Source organism: Brevibacillus reuszeri, assembly GCF_001187725.1.
GTDB lineage: Bacteria > Bacillota > Bacilli > Brevibacillales > Brevibacillaceae > Brevibacillus > Brevibacillus reuszeri.
In genome coordinates, this window is the sequence record NZ_LGIQ01000005.1 from 239133 (window position 1) to 263584 (window position 24452).

22 protein-coding genes and 1 other annotated feature are annotated in these 24452 nt (G+C 47.6%); of the genes, 16 read left to right on the top strand and 6 right to left on the bottom strand.

Translation table 11 applies throughout. The features are described from left to right. Positions 1-82: 82 nt before the first annotated feature. From ADS79_RS04740 to ADS79_RS04750, 3 genes are all read left to right on the top strand, one after another. Entirely contained in the window at positions 83-535 is a 453-nt protein-coding gene (locus ADS79_RS04740; protein WP_049737272.1) for a Dps family protein, read from the top strand. 441 nt (positions 536-976) lie between these two features. After that, positions 977-1915, top strand: coding sequence for a type I pantothenate kinase (gene coaA / locus ADS79_RS04745; protein WP_236699884.1), 939 nt, complete (start codon positions 977-979; stop codon positions 1913-1915). A gap of 29 nt (positions 1916-1944) precedes the next feature. After that, positions 1945-2385: a 2-thiouracil desulfurase family protein gene (locus ADS79_RS04750; RefSeq protein WP_049737274.1), complete on the top strand. Its 441-nt coding sequence runs from the start codon at positions 1945-1947 to the stop codon at positions 2383-2385. A 136-nt stretch (positions 2386-2521) separates the two neighbouring features. Here the strand turns inward: ADS79_RS04750 and ADS79_RS04755 are convergent, their stop codons facing one another. After that, entirely contained in the window at positions 2522-4045 is a 1524-nt protein-coding gene (locus tag ADS79_RS04755) for a glycine betaine uptake BCCT transporter (protein WP_049737275.1), read from the bottom strand. Positions 4046-4223: 178 nt separating this feature from the next. On the opposite strand from ADS79_RS04755, the gene ADS79_RS04760 reads away from it, so the two are divergent. Continuing rightward, positions 4224-4877, top strand: a complete 654-nt coding sequence (locus ADS79_RS04760) for an FMN-binding negative transcriptional regulator (protein ID WP_049737276.1) — start codon at positions 4224-4226, stop codon at positions 4875-4877. Here ADS79_RS04760 and ADS79_RS04765 read toward each other — a convergent pair. Continuing rightward, positions 4858-5727, bottom strand: a complete 870-nt coding sequence (locus tag ADS79_RS04765) for a LysR family transcriptional regulator (RefSeq protein WP_049737277.1) — start codon at positions 5725-5727, stop codon at positions 4858-4860. The two genes, ADS79_RS04760 and ADS79_RS04765, sit on opposite strands and share 20 nt — an antisense overlap. Positions 5728-5871: 144 nt before the next feature. On the opposite strand from ADS79_RS04765, the gene ADS79_RS04770 reads away from it, so the two are divergent. Together ADS79_RS04770 and ADS79_RS04775 are read left to right on the top strand one after the other, a co-directional pair. After that, positions 5872-7164 carry an NCS2 family permease gene (locus tag ADS79_RS04770; RefSeq protein WP_084765627.1) on the top strand — a complete coding sequence of 431 codons (1293 nt, stop codon included), beginning with the start codon at positions 5872-5874 and terminating at the stop codon, positions 7162-7164. Positions 7165-7264: 100 nt separating this feature from the next. Then, complete coding sequence (locus ADS79_RS04775; protein ID WP_049737278.1) at positions 7265-8668, top strand: competence protein CoiA; 1404 nt, start codon at positions 7265-7267, stop codon at positions 8666-8668. A 111-nt stretch (positions 8669-8779) separates the two neighbouring features. On the opposite strand, the gene ADS79_RS04780 is transcribed toward ADS79_RS04775, so the two are convergent. Further along, entirely contained in the window at positions 8780-9772 is a 993-nt protein-coding gene (locus tag ADS79_RS04780; RefSeq protein WP_049737279.1) for an ABC transporter substrate-binding protein, read from the bottom strand. A 348-nt stretch (positions 9773-10120) separates the two neighbouring features. Here ADS79_RS04780 and ADS79_RS04785 point away from each other — a divergent pair, with 348 nt between their 5' ends. Next, a complete protein-coding gene (locus tag ADS79_RS04785; RefSeq protein ID WP_049737280.1) occupies positions 10121-11473 on the top strand; it encodes a DJ-1/PfpI family protein in 1353 nt (450 codons plus the stop codon). 264 nt (positions 11474-11737) lie between these two features. Then, positions 11738-12130 (top strand): VOC family protein, encoded by a 393-nt coding sequence (locus ADS79_RS04790; protein WP_049737281.1) that lies wholly within the window; start codon positions 11738-11740, stop codon positions 12128-12130. 68 nt (positions 12131-12198) lie between these two features. On the opposite strand, the gene ADS79_RS04795 is transcribed toward ADS79_RS04790, so the two are convergent. Next, positions 12199-13263, bottom strand: coding sequence for a hypothetical protein (locus ADS79_RS04795; RefSeq protein WP_049737282.1), 1065 nt, complete (start codon positions 13261-13263; stop codon positions 12199-12201). A 221-nt stretch (positions 13264-13484) separates the two neighbouring features. On the opposite strand from ADS79_RS04795, the gene ADS79_RS04800 reads away from it, so the two are divergent. From ADS79_RS04800 to ADS79_RS04840, 8 genes are all read left to right on the top strand, one after another. Further along, positions 13485-13973, top strand: a complete 489-nt coding sequence (locus tag ADS79_RS04800) for a ferritin family protein (RefSeq protein WP_049737283.1) — start codon at positions 13485-13487, stop codon at positions 13971-13973. Between the two features lie 204 nt (positions 13974-14177). Further along, positions 14178-14858: a queuosine precursor transporter gene (locus ADS79_RS04805; RefSeq protein WP_049737284.1), complete on the top strand. Its 681-nt coding sequence runs from the start codon at positions 14178-14180 to the stop codon at positions 14856-14858. 649 nt (positions 14859-15507) lie between these two features. Continuing rightward, positions 15508-16239: an IclR family transcriptional regulator gene (locus ADS79_RS04815; RefSeq protein WP_049737286.1), complete on the top strand. Its 732-nt coding sequence runs from the start codon at positions 15508-15510 to the stop codon at positions 16237-16239. Positions 16240-16258: 19 nt separating this feature from the next. Beyond that, entirely contained in the window at positions 16259-17647 is a 1389-nt protein-coding gene (locus tag ADS79_RS04820) for a dihydroorotase (RefSeq protein ID WP_049737287.1), read from the top strand. Next, entirely contained in the window at positions 17644-19005 is a 1362-nt protein-coding gene (locus ADS79_RS04825; RefSeq protein WP_049737288.1) for an MmgE/PrpD family protein, read from the top strand. Before ADS79_RS04820 ends, ADS79_RS04825 begins: the two co-directional genes overlap by 4 nt. Before the next feature lie 6 nt (positions 19006-19011). Then, complete coding sequence (locus tag ADS79_RS04830) at positions 19012-20214, top strand: Zn-dependent hydrolase (protein WP_049737289.1); 1203 nt, start codon at positions 19012-19014, stop codon at positions 20212-20214. A gap of 128 nt (positions 20215-20342) precedes the next feature. Continuing rightward, a complete protein-coding gene (locus ADS79_RS04835) occupies positions 20343-20546 on the top strand; it encodes a DUF3311 domain-containing protein (protein WP_049737290.1) in 204 nt (67 codons plus the stop codon). Then, positions 20543-22027 (top strand): sodium:solute symporter family protein, encoded by a 1485-nt coding sequence (locus tag ADS79_RS04840; RefSeq protein WP_049737291.1) that lies wholly within the window; start codon positions 20543-20545, stop codon positions 22025-22027. The genes ADS79_RS04835 and ADS79_RS04840 overlap by 4 nt, the downstream gene beginning before the upstream one ends. A 65-nt stretch (positions 22028-22092) precedes the next feature. Here ADS79_RS04840 and trpS read toward each other — a convergent pair whose 3' ends face one another. Both trpS and ADS79_RS04850 read right to left on the bottom strand, forming a co-directional pair. Beyond that, a complete protein-coding gene (gene trpS, locus ADS79_RS04845; RefSeq protein WP_049738140.1) occupies positions 22093-23079 on the bottom strand; it encodes a tryptophan--tRNA ligase in 987 nt (328 codons plus the stop codon). Between the two features lie 68 nt (positions 23080-23147). Beyond that, positions 23148-23413: a binding site (T-box leader), on the bottom strand. A 71-nt stretch (positions 23414-23484) separates the two neighbouring features. After that, positions 23485-24276: an SDR family NAD(P)-dependent oxidoreductase gene (locus ADS79_RS04850; RefSeq protein WP_049737292.1), complete on the bottom strand. Its 792-nt coding sequence runs from the start codon at positions 24274-24276 to the stop codon at positions 23485-23487. Positions 24277-24452: the final 176 nt, after the last annotated feature.

Sequence of the window (24452 nt, forward strand, 5' to 3'; positions counted from 1 at the left end):
ATACCATTCTCGAATAGCAGACAGCTCAAGGCGGAACACTACAGACGCAATCTCTATTTCCATGGAAGGAAGGAGCGTCGAAATGAGTATTACGATAAGCCGTCCCGTAACCGAGGTGCTGAACAAGCAGGTTGCAAGCTGGTCTGTCTTGTATATAAAGCTGCACCACTTTCACTGGTATGTGAGTGGTCCCAACTTTTTTACGCTGCACGCCAAGTTCGAGGAACTGTACAATGAGGCTGCGAAATACGTAGATGAGCTGGCAGAGCGCCTGCTTGCTGTCGGAGGCAAGCCGGTTTCCACGATGAAAGCCTGTATGGAGAAATCGTCTGTTCAGGAAGCGGCTGGTGGCGAGTCTGCGGAACAGATGGTGCAGGTCGTGGTGAGTGATTTTACTAAGCTCATCGCTGAGCTGAAGGAAGGAATCGTGGCAGCAGAAGAGGCAGACGATGATGCTACTGGCGATATGTTTTTGGGGATGAGCGAAAGCCTGCAAAAGCATGTATGGATGCTGCAAGCTTTTTTGGGAAAATAATTTGGAAGAAAAATGAAAATGAGCTGATGCCTGAGAGGGGGTCAGCTCGTTTTTTTGTGTTTGAATGAAAAGGGTTTTGAAATATTTGTAAGAAAAAATGAAGTGATGTATCTAATTGTTTAGGGGGGAGGAGAATGGCTTATACAAGACAAGATTACGGCGGAGGATGTAGCTCAAGATGTTTTTTTGCGTGCGTACAAAAGCTTGCCTGATTTCGCGGTGAAGAGCAAGATTATCGCTGGGATCAAGCTACAAAGGGCGTGGATACTGGAGCAAAAGAAGAGTGTTCAAGGAAAGAAGCGAAAGCGTGAATGAGGACGAAAGTGCCGTTCTGCCCCAGATGAGATAAGCCTCTTGTTCCCAAGAAAGGCCTGCTGGTGTAAACTAACGTTGTGATGATAGTAAGAAAGCACTTTCATGATGGAAAGGATGTTCGTTCCCATGGCATCACCTTACGTGACGTTTACTCGCGAGCAGTGGAGAGCACTGCGGGCTTCCACGCCGCTGACCATATCAGATGAAGAGCTTTCCTGTTTGCAGGGGTTGAATGAAAATGTTTCAATGACTGAAGTGGCGGAGATTTACCTGCCTTTGTCGCGTCTGCTCAATCTGTATGTGGGTGGTACACAGGAGCTGTATCAGGCTACCCATACGTTTCTTGGCAATCAGGACGGCAAGGTTCCGTTTATTATCGGGATTGCAGGCAGCGTGGCAGTAGGAAAAAGCACGACAGCTCGGATTTTGCAGACGCTGCTCTCCCGTTGGCCGAATCATCCCAAGGTGGATTTGGTTACAACCGATGGATTCCTCTATCCGAACCGTGTGTTAGAGGAGCGGGGGATCATGAAGCGCAAAGGCTTCCCTGAAAGCTACGATTTGCGTAGATTCATCAACTTTTTAGCGGATGTAAAATCGGGGCTGCCAGAAGTATCGGCACCCGTCTACTCCCACCTGGTCTATGACATCGTACCAGATGAATGGCAGACCGTTCGTCAGCCAGATATCCTGATCGTTGAAGGCTTGAATGTACTTCAGCCGCCGCGCGGGGATGAAAACGAGCCACGAATTTCAGAAGTAATTGTATCGGATTTCTTTGATTTTACGATCTATGTTCATGCGGATGAAAAGGATATTTTGCAATGGTATGTGGAGCGCTTCAAGCTTCTGCGCCAGACCGCTTTTTCCAATCCATCCTCCTATTTCCGTCGGTACGCCAGCTTGTCTGACGAGGAAGCGACAGAAGTTGCGACTGGGATCTGGAATGAGATCAATGGAGCGAATTTGCGCAGTAACATTTTGCCAACGAGGGTTCGTGCCCAGCTGATTTTGGACAAGGGTCAGGATCATATGGTGCAAAGCGTGAAGCTGCGTAAGCTGTAGATATCGGAAGTGGGAGTGGAGGATTTGCCATGAAAATGATCAGTGCCTGTTTGATCGGTTGTGAGTGTCGTTATGATCAGAAGTCGTGTCTGGATGCAGACCTGGAACAGCTTTTGCGAGAAGGAAAGGTCATTCCGGTATGTCCAGAACAACTCGGAGGATTGCCAACTCCCCGGCCGCCTGCTGAAATCATCGGAGGCGATGGCTTTGATGTTCTGGATGGGCGTGCACGCATTGTTGATCAAACAGGTAATGATGTGACGGATGAGTTCCTCGCGGGGGCACAGCAAGCACTGAGGCTGGCCAAAACGGTCGGAGCAACGTCAGCCATCCTCAAGGAAAACAGTCCGTCCTGTGGCAGCTCTTTTGTGTACGATGGCAGCTTTTCCGGGAAAAAGGTAACGGGGGTTGGTCTGACCGCGGCTTTGTTCAAGAGAAGCGGGATCGAGGTTCGTTCTGAAGGTAAGTAGGCGGGAACGTAATGGGGCGTAATGATCCATAATGGATCTAACGTCCCTTTATATTTTTACAAATGATACCATAGGAAAGAGACCTTGGATGAACTTCACTCAAGGTCTCTTTTCATTTCCTGCAAAGGGTCTGTCCTCACAGCTGCTCTAACAGCTTCTCCAGCTTTCTCTGCTGAGCCTTTCGCTTCTTTTTTGCTTGGCGTTCTTCTTCGCCTAGTGCCAGCAAGAGAGAATAGCACATCAACACCATGATGATGGCAAACGGTAAGGCGGCAACAATAGAGGCAGTTTGCAGTCCTTCTAATCCGCCACTCAAGAGCAGAACGACGGCGATGGAGGACTGGAGGATACCCCATGTTATTTTTACTCGATTGGATGGATTGAGTTTGCCATCGGAGGATAGCATGCCAAGCACAAAAATGGCTGAATCGGCTGAGGTGATAAAGAACGTAATGATCAGCAGTGTCGCAACGATAGCGAGGACGAATCCCATCGGTAAATGCTCAAGTGTGAAAAACAAGGCAGTCGATATATCTCTTTGTACCGCTTCGCCGATCGGAGCTCGATCGAAAATTTCCAGATGAAGTGCCGTCCCTCCAAATACGGAGAACCAAATGAAGCTGAGTAGGCTGGGAACAAGCATGACACAGATGACGAACTCCTTGATGGTTCTACCCTTTGAGACACGAGCGATAAACATTCCAACGAATGGAGCCCAAGCGATCCACCATGACCAGTAAAACAATGTCCAGTTTGCGACCCAGTTGCCTTGTGTAAACGGCGTGAGGCGCAAGCTCATCGAGATAAGATTGTTTAGATAGCTGCCCAGTGTGCTGGTGAATGTGTCAAATAAGAACGAGGTAGGACCAAAAACTAAGGTAAGAAACAAAAGCGCCATAGCCAGAAAAAGATTCGTATTGCTAAGAAGCTTGATTCCTTTATCGAGACCCGTCGTAGCGGATAACAGAAAAAGCACCGTGATGATGGCAATAATCGTGATTTGCACAAAAGTATTGGAAGGCAGTCCAAAAAGATGGGACAACCCGCCATTTATCTGTAGGGTTCCAAGCCCGAGTGAAGTCGCAACTCCAAAGGCTGTGGCGATGACAGCTAAAATATCGATCGCTTTGCCGATAGGACCATTCGTTTGACCACCCAGCAAAGGAGCAAAGGTGGAGGAGATCAATCCTTTTGCCCCCTTGCGAAATTGAAAGTAAGCGAGGGATAGAGCAATGACGGCATAAATGCCCCATGGATGAAGCCCCCAGTGGAAAAATGCGTAGCGCAAGGCTGTTTGAGCAGCTTCTGTCGTTTGCCCAGTAATGCCTGCTGGCGGGGCGAAATAATGGGAGACAGGCTCGGCTACTCCCCAAAAGACAAGACCAATTCCCATGCCAGCGCTAAACAGCATAGCAAACCAGGTTGGGAGTGAATACTCCGGTTCATCATCATCTTGACCTAATGGAATTTTTCCGTATTTGCTAAACGCAAGGAAAATGCAAAAAAGCAAAAAACCAAACGTGACGATCAAATAGAACCAGCCAAAATTTGTTGTAGTAATATGCAGCACGTAATTTGCTGCATTGGCAAACAGCTCAGGAGAAAAAACGCCGAATAAAACAATAATAAGGACAATCGAGAGTGAGATGATAAACGTCATTATATTCCTCCAGGGGATGGGTCTTTCAAAAGCTGACGATAGTTTATAGTCCCGCGCTGTTTCCAATTTTATTCCATGAAAAGGAAGGGGAAATTGACCCTCTTCCATCCCGAAAATCTGCCCCTAGGAAAAACAAAATCAGATGCTAGGATAGGAAAAAAGAGAGGAGAGAAACTTCATGTACGTGCCAAGCTATTACGCTGTAACAGACAGAGAAGAGATCATTGCTTTCATGAAAAATCATCCGTTTGGGCTGATTATTTCCTCGGATGGAGCGGAGCCGGTAGCAACGCATATTCCACTGGAGGTAGAGAGTAGAGGGGAAGACCTGTATTTGACTGGTCATATTGCTCGGGTGAACCGACAAAGTGCTTTGCTGGAGCAGGAAGCTAGTTCTGTGCTCGCTGTCTTCCACGGTCCGCACACGTATATTTCATCGTCCTGGTACGCGCGACCGGATGCACCTACCTGGAACTATACAGCGGTTCATGCCTATGGGAAGTTACAGACGATTACATCAGCGCAGCGAGTCGAGCAAATGATTAGAGACCTTTTGCTAAAGTATGAAGGAGGACAAGAGCAGCCTGTTGAATGGGACATGGTTCCGGCAAAAATGATGCAAGCCATGTTGAAGGAAATTACCTGCTTTGAGATCAAGGTAGAGCGTTTGGACGCCATTTATAAATTGAGCCAAAATCGAACAGACAGTGATCTGGAAGCCGTTGTGACCAAGCTGGATGAGCTTGGCTGGCAGGATCGGGAGGTAGCGGAGCAGATGCGGGCGATTCGGAGCACCAAGACCAACCGCTTGTTTACGAAAACGTCTCAATAAAGCGGTTGGCTGCTTTGGAAAGGTGTCGCCCGGACTGCCAGACGACGGCTGCTGAGGAATAGATAGAGGTTCCCTCCAGCGGAATGCCGTGGATTTGTTCACTTTGATGTCTTTTCCAGGCGGAGATCGGAACGATGGAGGAGCCGACGGAAGCAGCTACCATGCTGACGATCAGGGAAATATCGGGACATTCGCAGATGACATGAGGCTCTACGCCAAGACGCGAAAACTCTTTGACGATCAGATCGTATATGCCAAGACCAGGGGTACTCGGCATGATTAGAGGGAGCTGGGCGATTTCACTCATGTGTATTCGCTCGTAGGAAGCATAGGGAGAGCTGGCGGGAACAATCAGAACGAATGGCTCTTCCTCTAGTGGAATCATCATGCAGTTATTCAAGGAATGAGGCAAGCGGACGATCGCAACCTCGATGGTACGTCTCTCCAGCCATTGATTGAGCAATTGCGTGTCACCTTTCCACACTTTGTACGTAATCAACGGGTATTTTTGCTGAAACAGGCGAATCTGTTCGGGTAGTCGGTAGGCGGACAACGCACTTACGCCGATGGACAAAGTCCCACGAATTCCTTCGCCTGTTTCTTTTACTTCCGAGAGAGCTTCTTCCATTTGGTGAACAATATTCAGCGCTTGCCGATACAAGGTGTGACCTGCCTCGGTCAACTCCATGCGTTTCCCGGAGCGCTCCATCAGAATGACACCTAATTCATCCTCCATCTGCCTGAGCTGCTGGCTCAAGGGAGGCTGAGCGATGTTCAGACGTTTGGCAGCACTCGTAATTTGGCCTTCTTCAGCAATGGCGATAAAGTAACGCAGCTGGCGGATATCCACGCAAAATCCCTTCTTTCTTGATCGATCCATATGAAAAACATATGAAAGACAGATTAACTGGATATTTTTCATATTGATGTGGCTATGATAGCATAATTTTCACAGGAATTCATGAAACATGCATAAAGAAAGAAGGGAATAAACGTGCGTACGTGGTTGGATAAGATGTTTCACCTGCGTGCTTGCGACACGACGTTTCAACGGGAAATCATTGCTGGCTTCATCGGCTTTGTCACCATTGTATACATTGTTGCCGTAAACGCTTCGATTTTACAGGATGCGGGTATTCCGATGGAAGCCGGCATCCTTGCGACTGTTTTGACAGCATTTATTGGCTCGCTCATTATGGCTTTCTGGGCGAATGCACCCATTATTTTAGTTCCCGGCATGGGAATCAATGCGCTGTTTACGTACACGCTTTGCCATTCGATGGGTCTTAGCTGGCAGGAGGCCTTGGCTGCGGTTTTTGTTTCGGGTCTGATTTTTACGGTAATTGCCTTTACCAAGGTGGCTACCGTCTTGTCTAATGCGATTCCTTCCTCGCTAAAAGAAGCGATCACAGTGGGGATTGGGCTGTTTTTGACATTTATTGGATTGCAAAAGGGTGGTCTGATCGTGACCAATCCCTCGACCTTTGTGGCGCTTGGAGATTTGTCCAGCCCGCATGTCATCGTGACGCTGGTAACACTTATTTTGACGCTGATCCTGTTTGTTCGGGGTGTACCTGGCAACTTTTTGATCGGGATTGCAGGAGGAACCGGGCTTGGCATTTTGCTCGGGATTGTTGAGCCAGGAGCTGGCAGCTCGTTTTCTTTTGCCGAATACAGCCATGTATTTGCTGGAATGTCTTTTTCCGGGATGTGGACATTGCCATTTTGGATTGCCACTTTTTCACTTGCCATGGTGATCGTCTTTGAAAACATCGGGTTGATTCATGGGCATACTGCCATGTTTGGTCAGCCGCAAAAGTTTCGCCGCTCCTTGCAAGCAAATGCCCTGTCAGCAGCCATTTCGGGGATCATGGGCACCAGCCCAACGGTTTCTACAGTAGAAACGGCGGCAGGTATTACAGCGGGTGGACGTACCGGCCTGACTACGCTTGTTACAGGTACACTGCTGCTTCTATCTCTCGGTCTCATTCCGCTCGTCAAAATGATTCCGGATGGAGCTGTGGCTCCGGTTCTGATTATCATCGGTGCTTTGATGCTGCAAAATGTGCAAAACATCAATCTGAAGGACTTCTCAGAAGGATTCCCGGCCTTTTTGATCATCGCGATCATTCCGTTGTCGTACAGCATTGTGGACGGAATCGCCTTTGGCTTTGTCGCGTACCCGCTGCTGAAGCTGGCGCTTGGAAAACGACGGGAAGTACCAGCGCTGCTGTATGTGATCGCAGGACTGTTTTTACTTAACTTGATGCTACCGATATTCACGTAATTAATTTACCCCTGACCGTATGAGTGGGTGCTACATGCGGTCAGGGGTATTTTTTTGTCTTAATCTAGGACTTTAGAATGATGGAATAGGAGGTGAAGTGGTGGATAAATGTATGCATGTAGATGGTTTCATAGTTGAACCTGAAAAGTACTCTGATGATTTTCTACGCTTGTGGTCGAGAAAACAGTTGAGGTGTCAGCAATGTGGAGGAGCTGTTTATTATCGTCATGGTTCACGAGTAAAACCACATTTTGCTCACGTAGCCAAAACTCGATGCGAATATTCAGAGCCGGAGACATTAGAGCACATTATGGGGAAAAAACTGCTAAAAACATGGATTGAAATGACTTATCCTTCAAACGTGACTAGACAAGAATATTATTTGGAGGAAATTAATCAAAGAGCGGATATTATTACTGTTTTTCCAAATGGACATCGACTTTGTATTGAATTTCAATGTTCACCAATATCTGAAAGGATTTTAAAAAGAAGGATAGATGGATATGAAAGTATAAACGTTTCCCAGGTGTGGATCTTAGGTTATAGCCTCTTTACAGAAATAGCATCGTATCGCTTTAGATTGCTTGCATGGCAAGATATGATTCAACGTCAGCAGAATAAAATGCTGTATTTACTTGATTCCTTAGAAAGCGAGTGTATGTTTACACTTGCTAGAGTAACAGCTCAAAGAGATAGAAAAACCATATTTACTTGTGAAAAGATAACTCGTCGGGCACTGATGGAACACAGAATGTCTCATGAGGGAAGCATATCTTTAGTAAATACGTCTTACTTATGGAAGCAGAAGTCGACAATGAGGGACTTTGCTTCACGTGAAATAAAGATCTCGAAGCAAATAGAAAAAACTCCTTATTTACAACAACTCATTCATCGTCGAGGTGAAGAATTTCTTTCTAATCCGTTAAGACAATTTGCTATTTCAAGGATTGGTGATTATTTGTCCCATCCAGTGATGAATCAAAAAATTGCGGGTGATCATCTGTTTGATATTGATCATCGTTTGTGGCAGAGCTTCTTATTTTTAACAGAAATACATAAAGTTTATCAGAGAAGGTCTAGTTACGGAACACATAAGCAGGTTCCCAAGCTGATTATTAAGCACATCCTGGAAAGAGATGTGCGCTTTCCAGAAAGACCATTTCGGATTGTGTTGAAAAAGTACGTGAAACATGAGTTAGCTCATTATTTGCGTGATAATAGAACGGAATTCCTACATGTTAAAATGATTCATGAGGTAATATATGAATATTTTTGCAGACTTGAATATCTTGGGTTTCTCAGAAATATCACACCAGAACATGAGTATATTACGCCTGAAGGAAAGTATTTTGGTAAATTTGAAGTTCGATTTGATCGATTTTGCCCTGAGTTATTTGGAAAAACGGAGACCGAAATCAAAGAATTCTTTCGTATTCATAGTCTTTGTTATATAAGAAATAGGTGGTTTGATTGTAAAACTAACCGAAAGATTCCATTGTTATAGGAGTTGATAGAAAAGGGAGCCGAGATGCCAATAAGCAAGAGAAAGAAATTTTATAGGAAAAATTAAACGAGCCAAAAAAGTCACTCTTTCGGCTCGTTTTTTCGTAAAGGTTTACTGAACCTGCGTCAGCAGTTTCACAGCATCCTGCAATTGCAGCTCGATGTCATGAGGGGTATAGCCGAGCCACGTGTCCATGTTGATCTCGTATACATAACTATTTTTCACTGCAGGGAGGTTCTTCCAGATAGCACTAGACTTGATCTCATTGTATCGGCCAGCAGCTTCCTCGCCTGGGAGTAGACTAACGAATACATAATCTGCAGCATAGTCCGGCAGTAGCTCCATAGAAATCGGTGCTGCCCAGAAGTTTGGGTCTTTATCGAGCTCCTTTTGAATCGCTGGCGGTGGTGTCAGTCCAAGCGCTTTATAAAACGTAAAGCCCATGTTTCGAGCCCCGTATACGTAAAACTCCTTTGGATCGATACGATAAATGGCAACAGTTTTACCTTCGCCAATTTTTCCGAGAATCTGTTCTTTTGCTGTCGTCAATTTTTTATCAAATTCTGCTTGCCAGGCGGCGGCTTCCTGCTGCTTGTTCAAGATGTCGCCAATCGCTTTCACATGACCGTACATGTCGTAATCCATCCATGGAAGATCAACAGTCGGAGCGATCATGCTCAGCTTATCGTAAACGTCCTTATCAATATCGGCAGTGATGATTAGATCAGGCTGCAGGGACAAGATTTTTTCATAATTGATCGCTTCCAATGTTCCGACATCCTCGATGCCCTGAAACGCGGGATCTGTGTTTTCGAGCAAGTGACTTGCTGCTCCGATCGGTTTTACGCCAACGGACAGCATCTGGCTGGCATATTGCAGCGTCACGACTCTTTGCACAGAGACGGGAATTTGTATTTCTCCGAAGGCAGTCTTGTATGTACGAGTGGTAGCAGAAAGATCAGTGGATGCCTTGTCAGTAGACGGAGGAGCTGTGTCGTTGTTGCCGGTTGGAGCTGAGCCTGGTTGTGTTCCAGATGTTCCGCATGCTGCCAGAGAGAACGAGAGGAGCAAAATACTTGCAAAAACCAACCACTTTATTCTCATGATGATTCCTCCAGAACGTACAAAAGTATAGTGGTGAGGGAGATAGTCAATAACATTTTCCCTACGCAATAATGATAAAGATTATCATTATCAGATATACTCGTCAATGCTTTTCAAGAAAAGATAAGGTTACATTTAGAAACAATCTCTTGTGGATCAATAATCTCTTCAGGCTAGGAGAGCTTTGATAGCCCTATCGAGTCATGTGAAAAAAAGGATAGAGTCTTGAGTCCAGTGGCAGCTCCAGCAACAGGCGAATGCCTCTATCGGGCTAGGGACTGACGATAAGTTGGGATTGGTTTGTTACATTTTATGGGTAAGAATTTTATCATGAAGGAGAGTAAGCATGTGAAGACTGTATTGCGGATCAGCATTTATCTCATCGTTTTTGTTGTCGTAGTAGGAGGCGCAGGCACAATCGGGTTCGTCAATACAATGAATGACGTAATGTCGGTTTACGATAAAGCCGCTCCAGCATTGGCGAATGTGCAGGTACCGAAATACGACGCAAACAAACCAACAGTGGCTGTGCTGCTGGCGAATGAATCGACGGAAGTATTCGATTTTCTCGTTCCGTACGAGATGTTTGCGATGACGGAAGCTTACAATGTATACGGCGTTGCCCCCGATCGTGAAATCAAATCACTAACCGGGGGACTCGATGTCGTTCCGCATTATTCGTTTGACGAAATGGATGCGATGCTCGGTAAAAGCCCGGACATTATCGTCATTCCGTTTATGCCGATTCTGGACGAGAAAAAATATGCACCTGTCCGTGAATGGATTCGGAAAAACGCGAGCGCCCAGACGACATTGCTCTCCATTTGCAATGGGGCAGAAAACCTGGCCGATACTGGCTTGCTGAACGGCAAATCGGCTGCGACGCACTGGGGCGATATTGACCGGCTCATGAAACAGTATCCGGAAGTCCAGTGGGTGAAAGATCGACGCTTCGTCCCGCAAGGCAATATCGTTTCATCTGCGGGTCTGACATCGGGAATCGACGCTACGCTATACCTCATCTCCCAGCAGCTTGGCGAGGATGCGGCGAAGAAAGTGGCGGTAGAGATGAACTATCCATCCTATGATTACGTGAAAAACCCGCAAATCAAACCCTTCACTGCCGGGCTCAGTGACATAACGTTCATACTGAACAACGCTTATCAATGGAACAAAGTAAAGGCGGGCGTTCTGCTATATAACGGTGTCGATGAACTAGATTTGTCCGCTGCATTCGATACGTACGCTGCTTCCGGCACGACGACGACGTTAACCGTTTCCAGCTCGAACGAACCGATCGTAACGAAGCATGGCCTGAGCTTGGTCGCGCGTTATCAGATAAAAAGCGTACCGAAACTGGCAAAGATGATTGTCGTTGGTGCGGACGCCGAATCTGCAGTCGTCAAAGACATCAACGAATGGAACGACAGCGGTAACAGCGCGAAGCTGCTCTACTTGCACCGCGAAGCGGCGGATCGATTTGCAATGGATCCCGCATTCGAGGATTTGGCAAAGCAGGAGGATATAGGGACGGCGAGATTTGCTGCCAAGCGACTCGAATATCGCGCCACCGACCACCTGAGGCTAGAAGGCAGATCTTTCTCTTTTGAAGCGTTTTGCATACCGGTTTTGCTCGGTGCCCTATCCTTGCTCGTCTCCTTTTTCATCGATCAGAGATTCATCCGCAGGAAAAAGATATAAGCAGTGTCATTTTCTAATTGTAATAACGTATCATTTTTTGAAAAAGTAGTTTTAGATCTAAGATGATCGATTGCCATTAGCGCGTTCGACATCCTGGATAAAATTGGGTTCCACCTTTCATGACCACCTTTTTTGCTTTCTATACCATTAGAGTGAATTCAGCGGCATTTGGTTGAAGCGAGTGTCATTTTGTTTTACAAATTTTTCTACAACTCCCATCTATGCTACAGTGGAAAGAAGAAAGTGGGTAGGGGAGGATTTTCGATGATTCACGAGATGACGATTCAAACACGCGTTGCGGATTTTGCCAAAGGACAAGCCTGGTACGAGGTACTGCTCAAGCGTGAGCCTGATTTTATTCCACATGAAGGCTTTGCCGAATGGGAAATCATTCCGGGATGCTGGCTGCAGGTTGCAGAAGGGCTTGCTGCGGAAGGAAGCGGACCGATGCGCTTTGCGGTGATAGATATTGAGGCAGAAAGGGAAAGACTCGCCGCGAGCTTGGAGATTGCACATTTTGAGATTTATCAGCGCGAAGAAGTGCCAGTGAAGTGGGGAACATTTGCGGACCCATGGGGAAATCGAATCGGATTTTTTGAATACCTGGATGAAGCCGAGAAGGCAGAGAAACTAAGAAGATTTCAACAGACAATATAGAGGACAGACGAACACCCCTCGCGATCAATCGATTGCAAGGGGTGTTGACGTCTTCAGGTTCATTAAAATTAGCGTTTTACCAGCACAAATGCTTGTTTTACTTCTTTCAAGGACAGGGCAACAGATTGGAACTTTTTGCCGAGGTCTGTTGCGGGATCAAACACGCTGTCTTGTGGCAGGGCGGCTACATATACCATATTGGTCGCTGGATTTTGGGCAATTTCCGTACCGATCGGTGGTTCGGCTGGATTGTTGAGCTTTTTCCAGTCGTTTTTGTCAAAAGCGAGAATCTCTACGACAGTAGCCTGGTCCTCTATGTTTTTGCTGTTGAAAATGAAACGGGTAATATGTTTTGCCTCAGGCACGTACTCAGCAGCCTTTGTGCCTGTCAGCTCGTCCACCAGGATATTGCCATTCCATGATTTTGGAGCGAGGAACGCATAGGCAGAATCACTACTTTTAAAAGATCCATTATACACATCCAGCTGGCGAACAGTTGGCTCAAAATGAGCACTCATCAGCTCCCATTTGGTCTTGTTCCACTTCCATTTGGATTTGAGGTAACCACGCACGTCCGCATTGTAATCCCCTGTCAGACGTTCTGTACCCTCCAGCACGTAAATGCCGTTTTTGTTCAGGTCGATTGGTTTTAGCTGGATAAATCCACCACCGACGACACCTTCTTTGTCTTTATCGAGTCCAGGCAGGCTCAGCTGCTGCGCCTTTTGCCCTTTGATGGTGTAAATGCGATTGGTCTGATATCCGCCACTTCCGCCCGTGTCAGCTGTCACCATGATTTCTTTTGCCTTATCATACGTAAAGTCTTGCAGGGAAAGCTTTGGCTCATACCCGCCGTCCTTTACGTCAATCGTAATCGTTTTTTTCGTGCTGCCATCTGTTACCTTGATGGTGAGATCGGAGACGTAAGGGCTATTTTTGTCTGCTTTTTTCCCATATAGATAGACGGTATCTGCCTTGTTGTCGCCTGTGACGTCCGCAGTTTTTTGCGAGAGCAGCTGCATTCCTTTTGGAGCCAGGCTGCTACTGCTTGTATTTGTTGCTGCCAGTGCTTGTCCAGTAAAAAGAACGGATGTGAGTACCGTACCTGTTACGATTTTATTCCAGTGCTTCATGATGGATTCCCCTTTTACTTGTTGTCTGATCATGGTGTGTCGTTCGTTGATGTTCTTGCACATTCATTATGTACGATTGGGAAAATGAGAGGGTTACAGATAAATGACATGGGAGGAACAAAAGAGTGACAGGAAAAAAGAGGCGGTCATCTGGCAAAGCATGAACAAATAGAGGTGTAGGCGAATATCTTGATAATAATGTGAAGGAAAGGAGCATGACCATGAACGGTTATTGGTATGGACCTTACTCCTACGCCTCCTATGAGCCTCATGTCCCCGTCCCGCAGGAGCAATATGAGGAACGGATGCAGACGGTTCTAAGACTCATTCAAGAAGCGATTGAAAACGAGCGTCATGACGAGATTTTTTATGAATGCTTGATCAGTGCCGCGCCAACGGAACAAGAAAAACAAGTCATCACGAGCATATGGGATGATGAGTGCAAGCACCGTAGTTTGTTTCGTCAAATCTACACACAGCTAACCAGTAAACGCGTCAGCATTTCAGGCCAGGAAGAACCGTTTCATAAGCCCGCCAGCTATTTGGAGGGGATCGAAAATGCGCTTATGGACGAGCTGAAAGCATTTGAAAAATACAGAGTGATTTACAAACACATCCCCGTGCAATTCCGGGATACTATCTTTGAAATCATGACCGACGAAATGAAACACGCGAGCTACTACAATTGGCTGTATTCCAAAAATAAATGAGCGGGGAAGTCCGCGCTTGATTGTGCCTGTCGGGCGTTATTGCTGCGACAGGCTTTTTTGTATGCGGTGAAGTCCTGTTTCCACTATAGACCCCCAAGTATTTCAATTGCGAAATCAAACGAAAAAAAGTAAAATGATGAAATGCCCAAAAGGGCCGCGGTTCGAAATCTTCCCGCGTTATCAAAACTAGGAGGCACTATTATTATGTATAATCTTACCTTGGGCGTCGTATTTGCGATCGTCAACTTTGGACTCTTTCTCCTTTGTTATCGCCTGTTTGGTAGAATGGGACTCTACGCATGGATCGGAATGGCCACTGTACTCGCCAATATTCAGGTGGTCAAAACCATTGAAATGTTCGGACTCGTCATGACGCTGGGCAACACCATCTATGCGTCCATTTATTTGGTCAGTGACCTGCTCAACGAAAAGTACGGGGAAAAGGCAGCCAAAAAAGCAGTTTGGTTCGGATTTTTCACATTGATCGCCACGACGATCATCATGCAGCTTGTTTTACTCTTCGAACCTGTCGAGACAGACATCGCGCAGGAACCGATGGAAATGCTGTTTGGACTCATGCCGAGACTCGCCTTGGGCAGCCTGTGTGCGTACCTCCTCAGCCAATTTGTGGACGTTAAAATCTACTCCTGGCTAAAGAAAAGATGTCCAAAGCCAAACCAGCTGTGGATTCGCAACAACGGAAGCACCTTATTCAGCCAACTACTAGATTCCCTCACCTTCTGCACAATCGCCTTTTTAGGCGTCTACCCGATGGAGGTATGGTGGCAAATCCTGCTAACCACGTACTTGATCAAATTCGTGGTGTCTGCAGCATCTACACCCGTCCTATACATCGCACGCAGCATGAAGGTGCCAGAGGAGTAATAAAATCAATAAACAAAACCGCCAAAAGGCCAAGCCTGCTGGCGGTTTTTTTTGCGTGTTTGACATAAGAAGATGCCCCTACGACAAGCTACGTTTTCAATCCTTTCCACTCCAAGCATGTTCCTTTGAAATATTTTGTCTTTCACGTTCCCATCCCAGCGTAGCGACACTTTCAACCACCAGCCGAGAAGACAACAACGGCTGGTGAGAGGGAACAGGAGAAAAGCGAAGATCTTTGGGACGCCTCCGAGGCACAGTGTAAAAAGCGAAACACGCTTTTTAGCGTCCACTCTGAACAGCCCACAGTACAGTCTGCTTTGGACGTGGGTTTCGCTTTTGAAATGAAGCCGTGCAGGAACGCCCCCAAGCAAGTGTCCCAAGAATCTGGAGCCTTTTCTCCTGTTTCCTCTCCTCCCCAGCAGCCGCTTCACCCGAGCCTTTAAAGTGGCGCTTCTGCGCCCACCCTCCCGATTTATTTTTCTGGCAAATGAAAAAATGAGTTGTGTTTTCCCGCCGACCTGCGCTATAGTAAAAACATAAAATTTAATAAATGATAATCAATTATCAAATATTGATAATGGAATGAAAAGCCATCGTATGCTAATCTGTTAGGAGGGATATCACTTACGAAAGAAGGAACAAGAAACAGATGAGTGCTGAGAAAACATTAGACATTTTGGATTTATTCGATTTCGACACAAGAGCGTTGAACGTTCCACAGATTGCAGAAAAGCTGGGTCAACCCCAAAGCTCTGTTTATCGTCACCTACGACTGCTCAAAGAAAAAGGCTACGTCATGGAATCAGCCAACGGCTATTACAGCCTCGGCTACCGTCTTTTAAAGCTCGCTAAAATCGTCCGGCTGGACATCAATATAACTGCTATTGCTCAACCCGTTATGAGACAGCTGACCAAAGACACAGAGGAAACCACGATTTTGCTGGTCCACTCCAATCTGCAGGCTGTTTGTCTAGAAACCGTATCCTCTCATCAACCGATCAAGGTTTCTTCGGAGCAAGGACAAATCGTCCCATTATATGGGGGAGCATCGTCCAAGGCATTGCTCGCTTTTCTGGGCGAAGAGGTAGTAGACGGCTTGTTTGCCGGGGGATATGTTCGTAAGCATACGGAGTTCACCATCACGGACAAGGCGGCCTTAAAAGAAGATTTGGTTACCATCCGCGAGAAGGGCTATGCCTTTTCAGACGGAGAGATCGATGAAGGGGTAGTCTCTTATGGAGTACCAATCCTCGATTCGAATCAGCAAGTGATCGCATCTTTGAGTATCGCAGGACCGCGAGAGCGGATGCTGGAAAAGGACGAAGGAGAACTGGTTGCCCATCTCAAATCTGCAGCCCAGGCGATTCAGCGCTATCTGTAAAGATAGGTGGGAGATTAGGATGGAAAAATACGATTTGGTCGTGCGTGGAAAAATTGTTGCGGAAGATGAGGTAGTACAGGGACAAATCGGGGTAAAGGATGGCAAGATTGCGACCATCCAACCAGCAGATGCAAAGCTCGAAGGTGAAAAGGTTCTGGATTTCGCAAACGCTTACGTATTTCCAGGAACGATTGACGTTCACGTTCACTGCTTTAGCAACCCGAACGAAGGGATCATTCCAACAAGCATGTCTGCGGCAGCAGGTGGAATCACGACTTTTCTGGACATGCCCTACGACCTGCCAAATCCGATTGCTAATGTAGAAATCTTTGAAAAAAAAGTAAAACAGCTGGAAGAGGAAGCTGTTGTTGATATGTGCTTGTGGGGAACCATTGCCAAGACAGGCGGAACGGATCAAATCGTTCCTCTGGCAGAAGCGGGTGCAGTCGCTTTCAAAATGTCGACCTTTGAAACCGACGCTTATCGTTTTCCGAGAATTCCTGATCCAGAGATTCTCAAGGCGATGGAGTTGATCAAGGAAACGGGACTTCGCGCTGCTTTCCACTCGGAAAATGACGAGATTATCGTAGACATGATCGATCAGTATAAGCAAGAGAACAAGGTGTATCCAAAAGCACACAACGAGACGCGCCCACCAGTTACTGAAACGAGTGCCGTACTCAAGCTGATGGAATTTGCTTACTGGACAGGGGTTAAGCTGCACATCGTCCATGTCAGCCATCCGCGCACGATTGATTTGATCAATGCGTTCAAGGCACAAGGCGTCCAGGTAACAAGCGAGACCTGCTATCCATATTTGCTGCTGGACGTGGATGCACTGGACAAATTCGGTCCAAAAGCGAAAAACAACCCGCCTCTGAGACAGCCCGATGAAGTAGCTGGACTATGGAAGCATCTTGAAGCAGGAAATATCGAGCTGATTTCCTCCGACCATGCGCCGTGGGGACCCGAGCACAAAAATCCGGGCAACGACAACATTTTCAAAGCATCCTCTGGTATGCCTGGAGTAGAGATCATGACGCCGCTCATGTTTGATAGCACCGTAGCAAAAGGTAAAATGACTCCCGTACAATTCGCCAAAGTGATGGCGCAGCATCCGGCAGAAGTATTCCAAATCCCGGGCAAGGGAAAAATTGCGGTAGGCTATGATGCCGACTTCGCCGTGATTGACCCTGAACAAACATGGGTAGTGGACGAAACCAAATTCCGTTCATACTCCAAAATGTCACCGTTCCACGGGCAGGAAGTGAAAGGCAAAGTCATTTCCACCATTGTTCGGGGAACGACTGTATATGACGGTGAAGAGGTGACAGTAGAACCAGGCTTCGGCTCCTTTGTCCCTGGTTCTGCATACAAAGGAGCGGCTGTTGGGGGGCGCAAGCTTTGAGCATTACAGGGTTTACAGACATGCTAGATGAGCTGCTCGACAAGCAGCTGGCTGATATCCCGGCTGATACAGCCCAGCGTGCTACATGGATGATCGCAGATACGTTGTTTGCAGCGGTCTTTGGCTTTCAAACACCTGAATTAAAAGCCTATCTCCTGGAGGCAGGCGTCGCTACACAAGATGAGGTAAACACGATTCCACTTCTTGGAACAGGCCTGTATGCCACGAGAGAACAAGCAGCGATGCTGTACGGTACGGCTATTGTGAGCAACGAGCTGGACGAAGGAAACCAGTTCGCCAAAGGCCATCCAGCAGCGCATATGCTGGCTCCTGCTTTGATCACAGCACTTGCGCAAAAGTCATCTGGAGCGGAAATGATCCGCGCCTTTGTGATTGGGTACGAGGTAGCGTCTCGGCTGGCATACGCGAGCAATATGAATGACGACATGCACCCGCATGGAACATGGGGAATTGTCGGTGGCGCTGTCGCTGCTGGGCTTTTGCAAAAGAAAGGGAAAAAAGAGATCACGGAGGCCGCTTTGCTTGCTGCCTCCCTCCCGATCGCTACCTCTTGGGAAGCGGCAGTGACTGGTATGACAGTCCGCAACCTATACACAGGGGTAGGCAGCTTTCTCGCCCTGCAAGCATGGACGTTCCAGTCCGCAGGCTTTGTGAGCAGCACACATGTAGTCGATCATCTTTGGGGAAGCATCATGTCCAAAGGAATCAATTACGAGCTGTTCCATCAGGAGCTGTGGGCACCGCCACTGCTTAGCAAAAACTATTTCAAGCTGTATCCGTCCTGCCGCTTTTCTCATTCGGCAATCGATGCGCTACTTCCGCTTTTGAAGGAGAATAAGCTGGACGCTGCTCAGATCGAGTCACTCCACGTAGAAACGTACGGTCTCGCAGCGAGATTGGACAATCCGGATCCGGATAATGCGCTTGCAGCCAAGTTTTCGATTCCGTTTTTACTGTCAGCACTGGTCCATGGGCACTCCCTCTATGATTGCTTCTCTGGTGAGCTGTTTCACGATGCATCCGTGCGAGAGCTGGCAAAACGCATCAAGGTCACAGAGGATGGGGCGATGACGGCTTTGCTGCCAGGCAAACGTGCAGCGAGAGTCACGATTGCAACCCGCGAAGGAGCAGAAATCAGCTCTTACGTAGATGCGGCTTCCGGTGGATTTGATCAGCCGTTCCCAGCTCGTGAGCTGAGAGAAAAGTTCACCAGCATGCTCGCCCAGTGGGATGAGCGAGCATCCAGTCAGATGGTGGAAGAGGCACTTCTTTTGCCAAAAGCCGACGAGGTCAGCGAGTGGCTGGAGCGAATCAACCGCCAGACTGCGAAGGGATGAAGACAGATGAAGACAACTAGAATCAATTTGGAGCGCTTGAAAAAGAATTTGCTCGAAGTCGGAGCTGTAGCCAACGCGGGGAGTGAAGGATATACCCGACTGGCGTACTCCCCGGAAGAAAAACAGGCACTGAACTGGCTGCAAGAAAAAATGAAAGCTCTTTCTTTGACAGTTCGTCAGGATCGTTTGGGCAACGTAACGGGAAGATGGGGAGAGGCGGATAAGCCCGCGATTGCATTTGGCTCCCACCTCGACACGGTACCAAGCGGCGGCTTGTACGATGGAGCCCTAGGCGTTATCGCCGGCCTGGAATGTCTGGAAGCCTTAAAGGAGGCCGGCGCTTTGCCAGATGTTCCTCTCGAGCTTACTGCGTTTGTCGGTGAAGAAGCGAATTTGCTGGGCGGTACATTTGGCAGCCGGGCAATAGCGGGGTTGGTAAAGGGGTCTGAAGATTTTGAAAATAAGCTCCGCCAGCACGAATTTACATGGGAAGACGTACAGTCGGCAGGGCGGAGCAAAGACGATTATCATTGCTACCTGGAGCTTCACATCGAGCAGGGAGCGCTTTTGGAGACGAATCAAAAGCAAATCGGCATCGTGACGGCCATTGCGGGAATCCTGAGATTAGTGGTAGCGGTGGCAGGACGTGCCAGCCACTCGGGTACCACACCAATGCATCTGCGTCAGGACGCGCTGCTGGATGCTTCCCGTCTGATCCAGGAAGTAAATCGCCTCGCAGTCGCGGCAAACAGCGATATCGTCGCAACCGTTGGCGAAATTGCGATCTCACCGAATCTGGCTAATGTCGTTCCAGGACAAGCCGACCTGATGATCGAAATCCGCGGCAGCAGCTGGGCAGAGATGAAAGGGATCGAGGAGCAGATTCGCTCGTGGGCAAATGCCAATATTGATGCAAGCATTTCTGTTGCAGTTGAAAAGCATCCGATGTCGCTGCCAGCTTCGATTCAAGCATGTATCGACGAAGCCTGCCAAAAGCAAGGCAAATCGTATCAGTATATGTTTAGCGGAGCGAACCACGATGCCAATTCTATGACAGCCTTGGCTGATGTCGGAATGATTTTTGTTCCAAGCAAGGACGGCGTGAGCCATCATCCTGATGAGTATACCTCGTGGGAAGATATCGAGGCAGGGGCGAATGTCATGCTGGAAACCTTGCAGCTATTAATCGAAAAATATAGACAGGTATAGGTAGAAATAGCGTACACCTTTTGAAATAGGGGACTGGCCGGGCGTTTTACAAAAAAGACACAAGCCAAGCTAGCGACACGCTCCCGGTCAGAGAACCTGTTTACAGCTACGAAAAGGGGGCTTTATTGATGAAAGTATACTATCTGCTGGGCATCATCCCTTTCTTGGCGATCCTGGTAGGAACGGGATTCGTCAACAGGGTGGAACCATATGTGTTTGGACTTCCTTTCTTGTTATTCTGGTTCTTTTTCTGGACCATCATGTCATCGGCCATCATGGGCATTATTTTCAAGCTAGATCCGATTAACAAGCAAGAGGAGGAAACCGAATGAATAGTGCAATGATCATCATTTTCGGCGTACTTTTGCTCAGTCTGTTTTTGGGCATCATGGCCCGAAGAGGAAAAAATATGGATATGGAGCAGTGGGCAATTGGCGGTCGAGGCTTCGGCAGTATGTTTGTCTTCCTTCTGCTCGCTGGTGAAACCTACTCGATCTTTACTTTGCTTGGAACAAGTGGTCTGGCATATTCCAAAGGGGCTGTCGGCTTTTACCTGATCGCCTTCACAACCTTGGGAGCGATTACGTCCTACTGGCTGCTTCCTCCAGTCTGGCGCTATGCGAAGAAGCATAATCTGGTCTCTCAGTCCGAGTTTTTTGCCTCCAAATACAACAGTCCGATTTTAGGCGTATTCATCACGATTGTCGGTGTTGTTGCTCTCGTCCCTTACATTGTCCTCTTGTTTAAGTCGATGGGAATTCTGGTGTCCGCTACCTCGTATGGAGCGATCTCGCCGACGGTTGCGATTTGGTTCGGGATGATTGCCTTGGTCGTATACGTGATGATTTCCGGTATTCACGGCTCTGCCTGGACCTCGATCGTCAAAGACATTCTGATTTTCTTTGTCATCCTGTTCCTCGGCGTCTATTTGCCACTGCATTACCACGGCAGCTTCCAGCACATGTTCGAAGCCGTGAATGTAGCCAAGGAAGGCTTCCTGACATTGCCTGATAAAGGAATGAGTCTCTCCTGGTTTATTTCTACGGTAGCGATCAGTGCGTTTGGTTACTTCATGTGGCCGCACAATGCACCAACGATTTTTGCGGCAAAAAATGCACGCTCTTTCCGTACGAATGCGATCCTGCTTCCGCTCTACGCGATTATGATTTTGTTTGTTTACTTTGTCGGCTTTACGGCGATTGTACAAGTTCCCGGCTTGCAGGGAGCGGACGGCGATTATGCCCTGCTGAAGCTGTCCATGAAAAGCTTTGATCCATGGTTTGTCGGTATTATTGGAGCAACAGGCTTGCTCGCTACACTTGTACCAGGCTCGATGATGCTCATGTCGGCAGCGACGATGCTAACGAAGAATGTATACGGTTACATGTTCCCGAAAGCAGAAGGAAAGAACTCGGCGATGGTAGCAAAACTGTTTGTGATTGCGCTGTCTCTGGTATGTACATTGATGGCTCTCGGTGAAAACAATACATTGGCTACCCTCTATCTCACATCCTTCAGTCTGGTTACACAGCTGGCACCAGCGCTGTATTGCAGCCTGATGAAGCGCAATTTCGTCACCAAGCAAGGTGCGTTTCTCGGCATTTTCTCTGGGGTAGGGATTGTCGTGTACATGACCTTCACGAAGACGACGATGGCGATGCTGTTTGCTGGCATGCCACAATGGATTCAAGATTTGAACAATGGCGTCTTTGCACTGGTGGTAAACATTTTCGTGATGGTGGTAGTTAGCCTCGTAACAAAAAAGGCTGCTGACGCAGAACGGTTGACACAGGTTTCAGAAACGATGAAATAAAGGATTCGCCAAAGGATAAAAAAAACGGGCTGGGAGCTAATTCCCGGCCCGTTTTCAATTGCCGTCTACAAGCGAGCCATACCCATCGCTTTTTCAACTTTATGCAGCATTTGATTTGCAGTCTGATTTGCTTTTTCTGCACCCGCGCTCAGGATATCATCCAGCTCGGAGGAGTTAAATAGCTGTTCATAGCGTTCCTGGATCGGACGGAGCGTCTCGACGACAACTTCAGCCAGCTCGGTTTTAAATGCGCCGTAGCCTTTGCCCTCGTACATCGATTCGACCTCTTCAACTGTTTTGCCAGAGCACAAGGAGTAGATCGTCATCAGGTTAGAGACGGCAGGCTTTTCAACCTTGTCATAACGAACCGTGCTGTCGGAATCGGTTTGCGCCCGTTTGATTTTTTTCGTAATCGTGTCTGCATCATCCAGCATGGAGATGAAGGCGCCCTGATTCGGGTCGGACTTGCTCATTTTTTTCGTGCCTTCAGCAAGAGACATAATCCGTGCACCTGTCTCAGGCAGACGAACCTCTGGAATGGTGAAAATGTCACCGTAACGGTTGTTGAAGCGAGCAGCCAGATCACGGGTCAGCTCGAGATGCTGCTTCTGATCCTCTCCAACCGGAACAAAGTCAGTACCGTACAGAAGGATGTCTGCTGCCATAAGTGGCGGGTAAGCGAGCAGTCCGCCAGGGATGGATTCACCGCGCCCGTCGGATTTGTCTTTGAACTGGGTCATGCGCTCCAGCTCGCCCAAATAGGAGGTACACAGCATGATCCAGCCGAGCTTGGCGTGTGCAGGAACCTCAGATTGGATGAACAGCGTAACCTTGTTCGGATCAAGGCCGACAGCCAGGTACAAGGCAGCGAGGCGACGAATGTTTTCGCGCAGAACGGCAGGCTCCTGTGGCACGGTAATCGCGTGCTGGTCGACGATGCAGTAGAAGCAGTTGAACTCATCCTGGAGCGGAACGAAGTGCTTCATTGCACCCAGGTAGTTGCCCAGAGTCAAAATACCGCTGGGTTGAATTCCGGAAAAGATCGTTTTCATTGGTTTGTTGCTCCTTTCAATACCAAAATAAAGTTTTTCGGAAAATACAAAAAGGTCCATCCGCCCTGGACAGGGACGAATGAACCGTGGTGCCACCCTTGTTATTTTACGTGAGGGACTAATCCCGTAGGTAAAATCTCTTTGATCCGTACATATCATACGGAGTCCGTTATAACGTGTGGACGTGCACGCCAAGGCCTACTGCCGCCAACTCGCGCGGGTTCGGTTTGGAGCTCGGAAGCCCATTCATCATTTCCGCAAACACTGATTTGCACCAACCATCAGCTCTCTGGAGTTTCGTAAAATGACTACTCTTCTTCCTCATTGCCATAAAATGATACCCTTTGAGCAAACATTTTACCGAGTGTCGGACAAAAAAGCAAGGGGGAGTCGAAATACCATTGATTAAAAAATGGTTGGCACCATGCCGCCGTCCATACGGATTGGAGAGCCTTTAAATGCGGATGCATAAGGGCTGCAAATGAATGCAGTCAGCCTGCCAACTTCAAATGGCTTGATAAACCGCTGAATTTCGGATTGGGGCAGGTTTGCCACCATAAAGCTTTTCTCTTTTTCTGAGAAATCCATCTCATCAGGAAACAGGCTATCAATGATTTGATGCACGTTTTCGGATAGTGTTGGTCCTGGAAGAATGGTATTGGTCGTGACTTCCGTTCCGATTGTTCGTTTGGACAAGCTTTTGGATAGAGATAATAGCATCGTTTTGGTCATACAATACTGCGGCATTTGCCCTGAAGGCATAATCGCTTCTTCACTTGCGATAAAGATGATGCGCCCAAAATTTTTATCCAGCATTTTAGGGAGATAAAATCTCGATAGCCCATTGGCAGCAAGGACATTCGTTCGGAAGTACTTTTCCCATACTTCATCGTCAATGTCCTCATAGGACATGATTTCATATATGCCCATGTTATTCACGAGAATATCGACGTGTGGATATTTCTCAAATAAAGCTTCTCTTTGCTGCCTATCTACAAGATCGGCGGTCGCATTCTGTGGAGAAGTAGTAGGGAATTCTGATTTTAATTCCTGTACGGTTCGTTCTACCTCTTCAGGGTTCCGTCCATTTACGAGGACGTGGACACCTTCTCGGGCAAGCTCGGTAGCAATCGCCTTCCCTATACCTCTGGTCGATCCAGTTACTAAAGCTGTTTTGTTCCGTAATCCCATATCCATGACAGTTGTCTCCTTTGTTGTCATTCACGGTGTGCTAATGAAAAGCTCGTGCTCCGACTAGAGATAATCGTACGCTGTCTGGACCGTTTGGTAACTAGCGTGCAACGACAAACTTCTTGCTTAAACCGCCAATTGATGAGTACGGAAAATGCTAACCGAACGCAGAATTGGTTTGG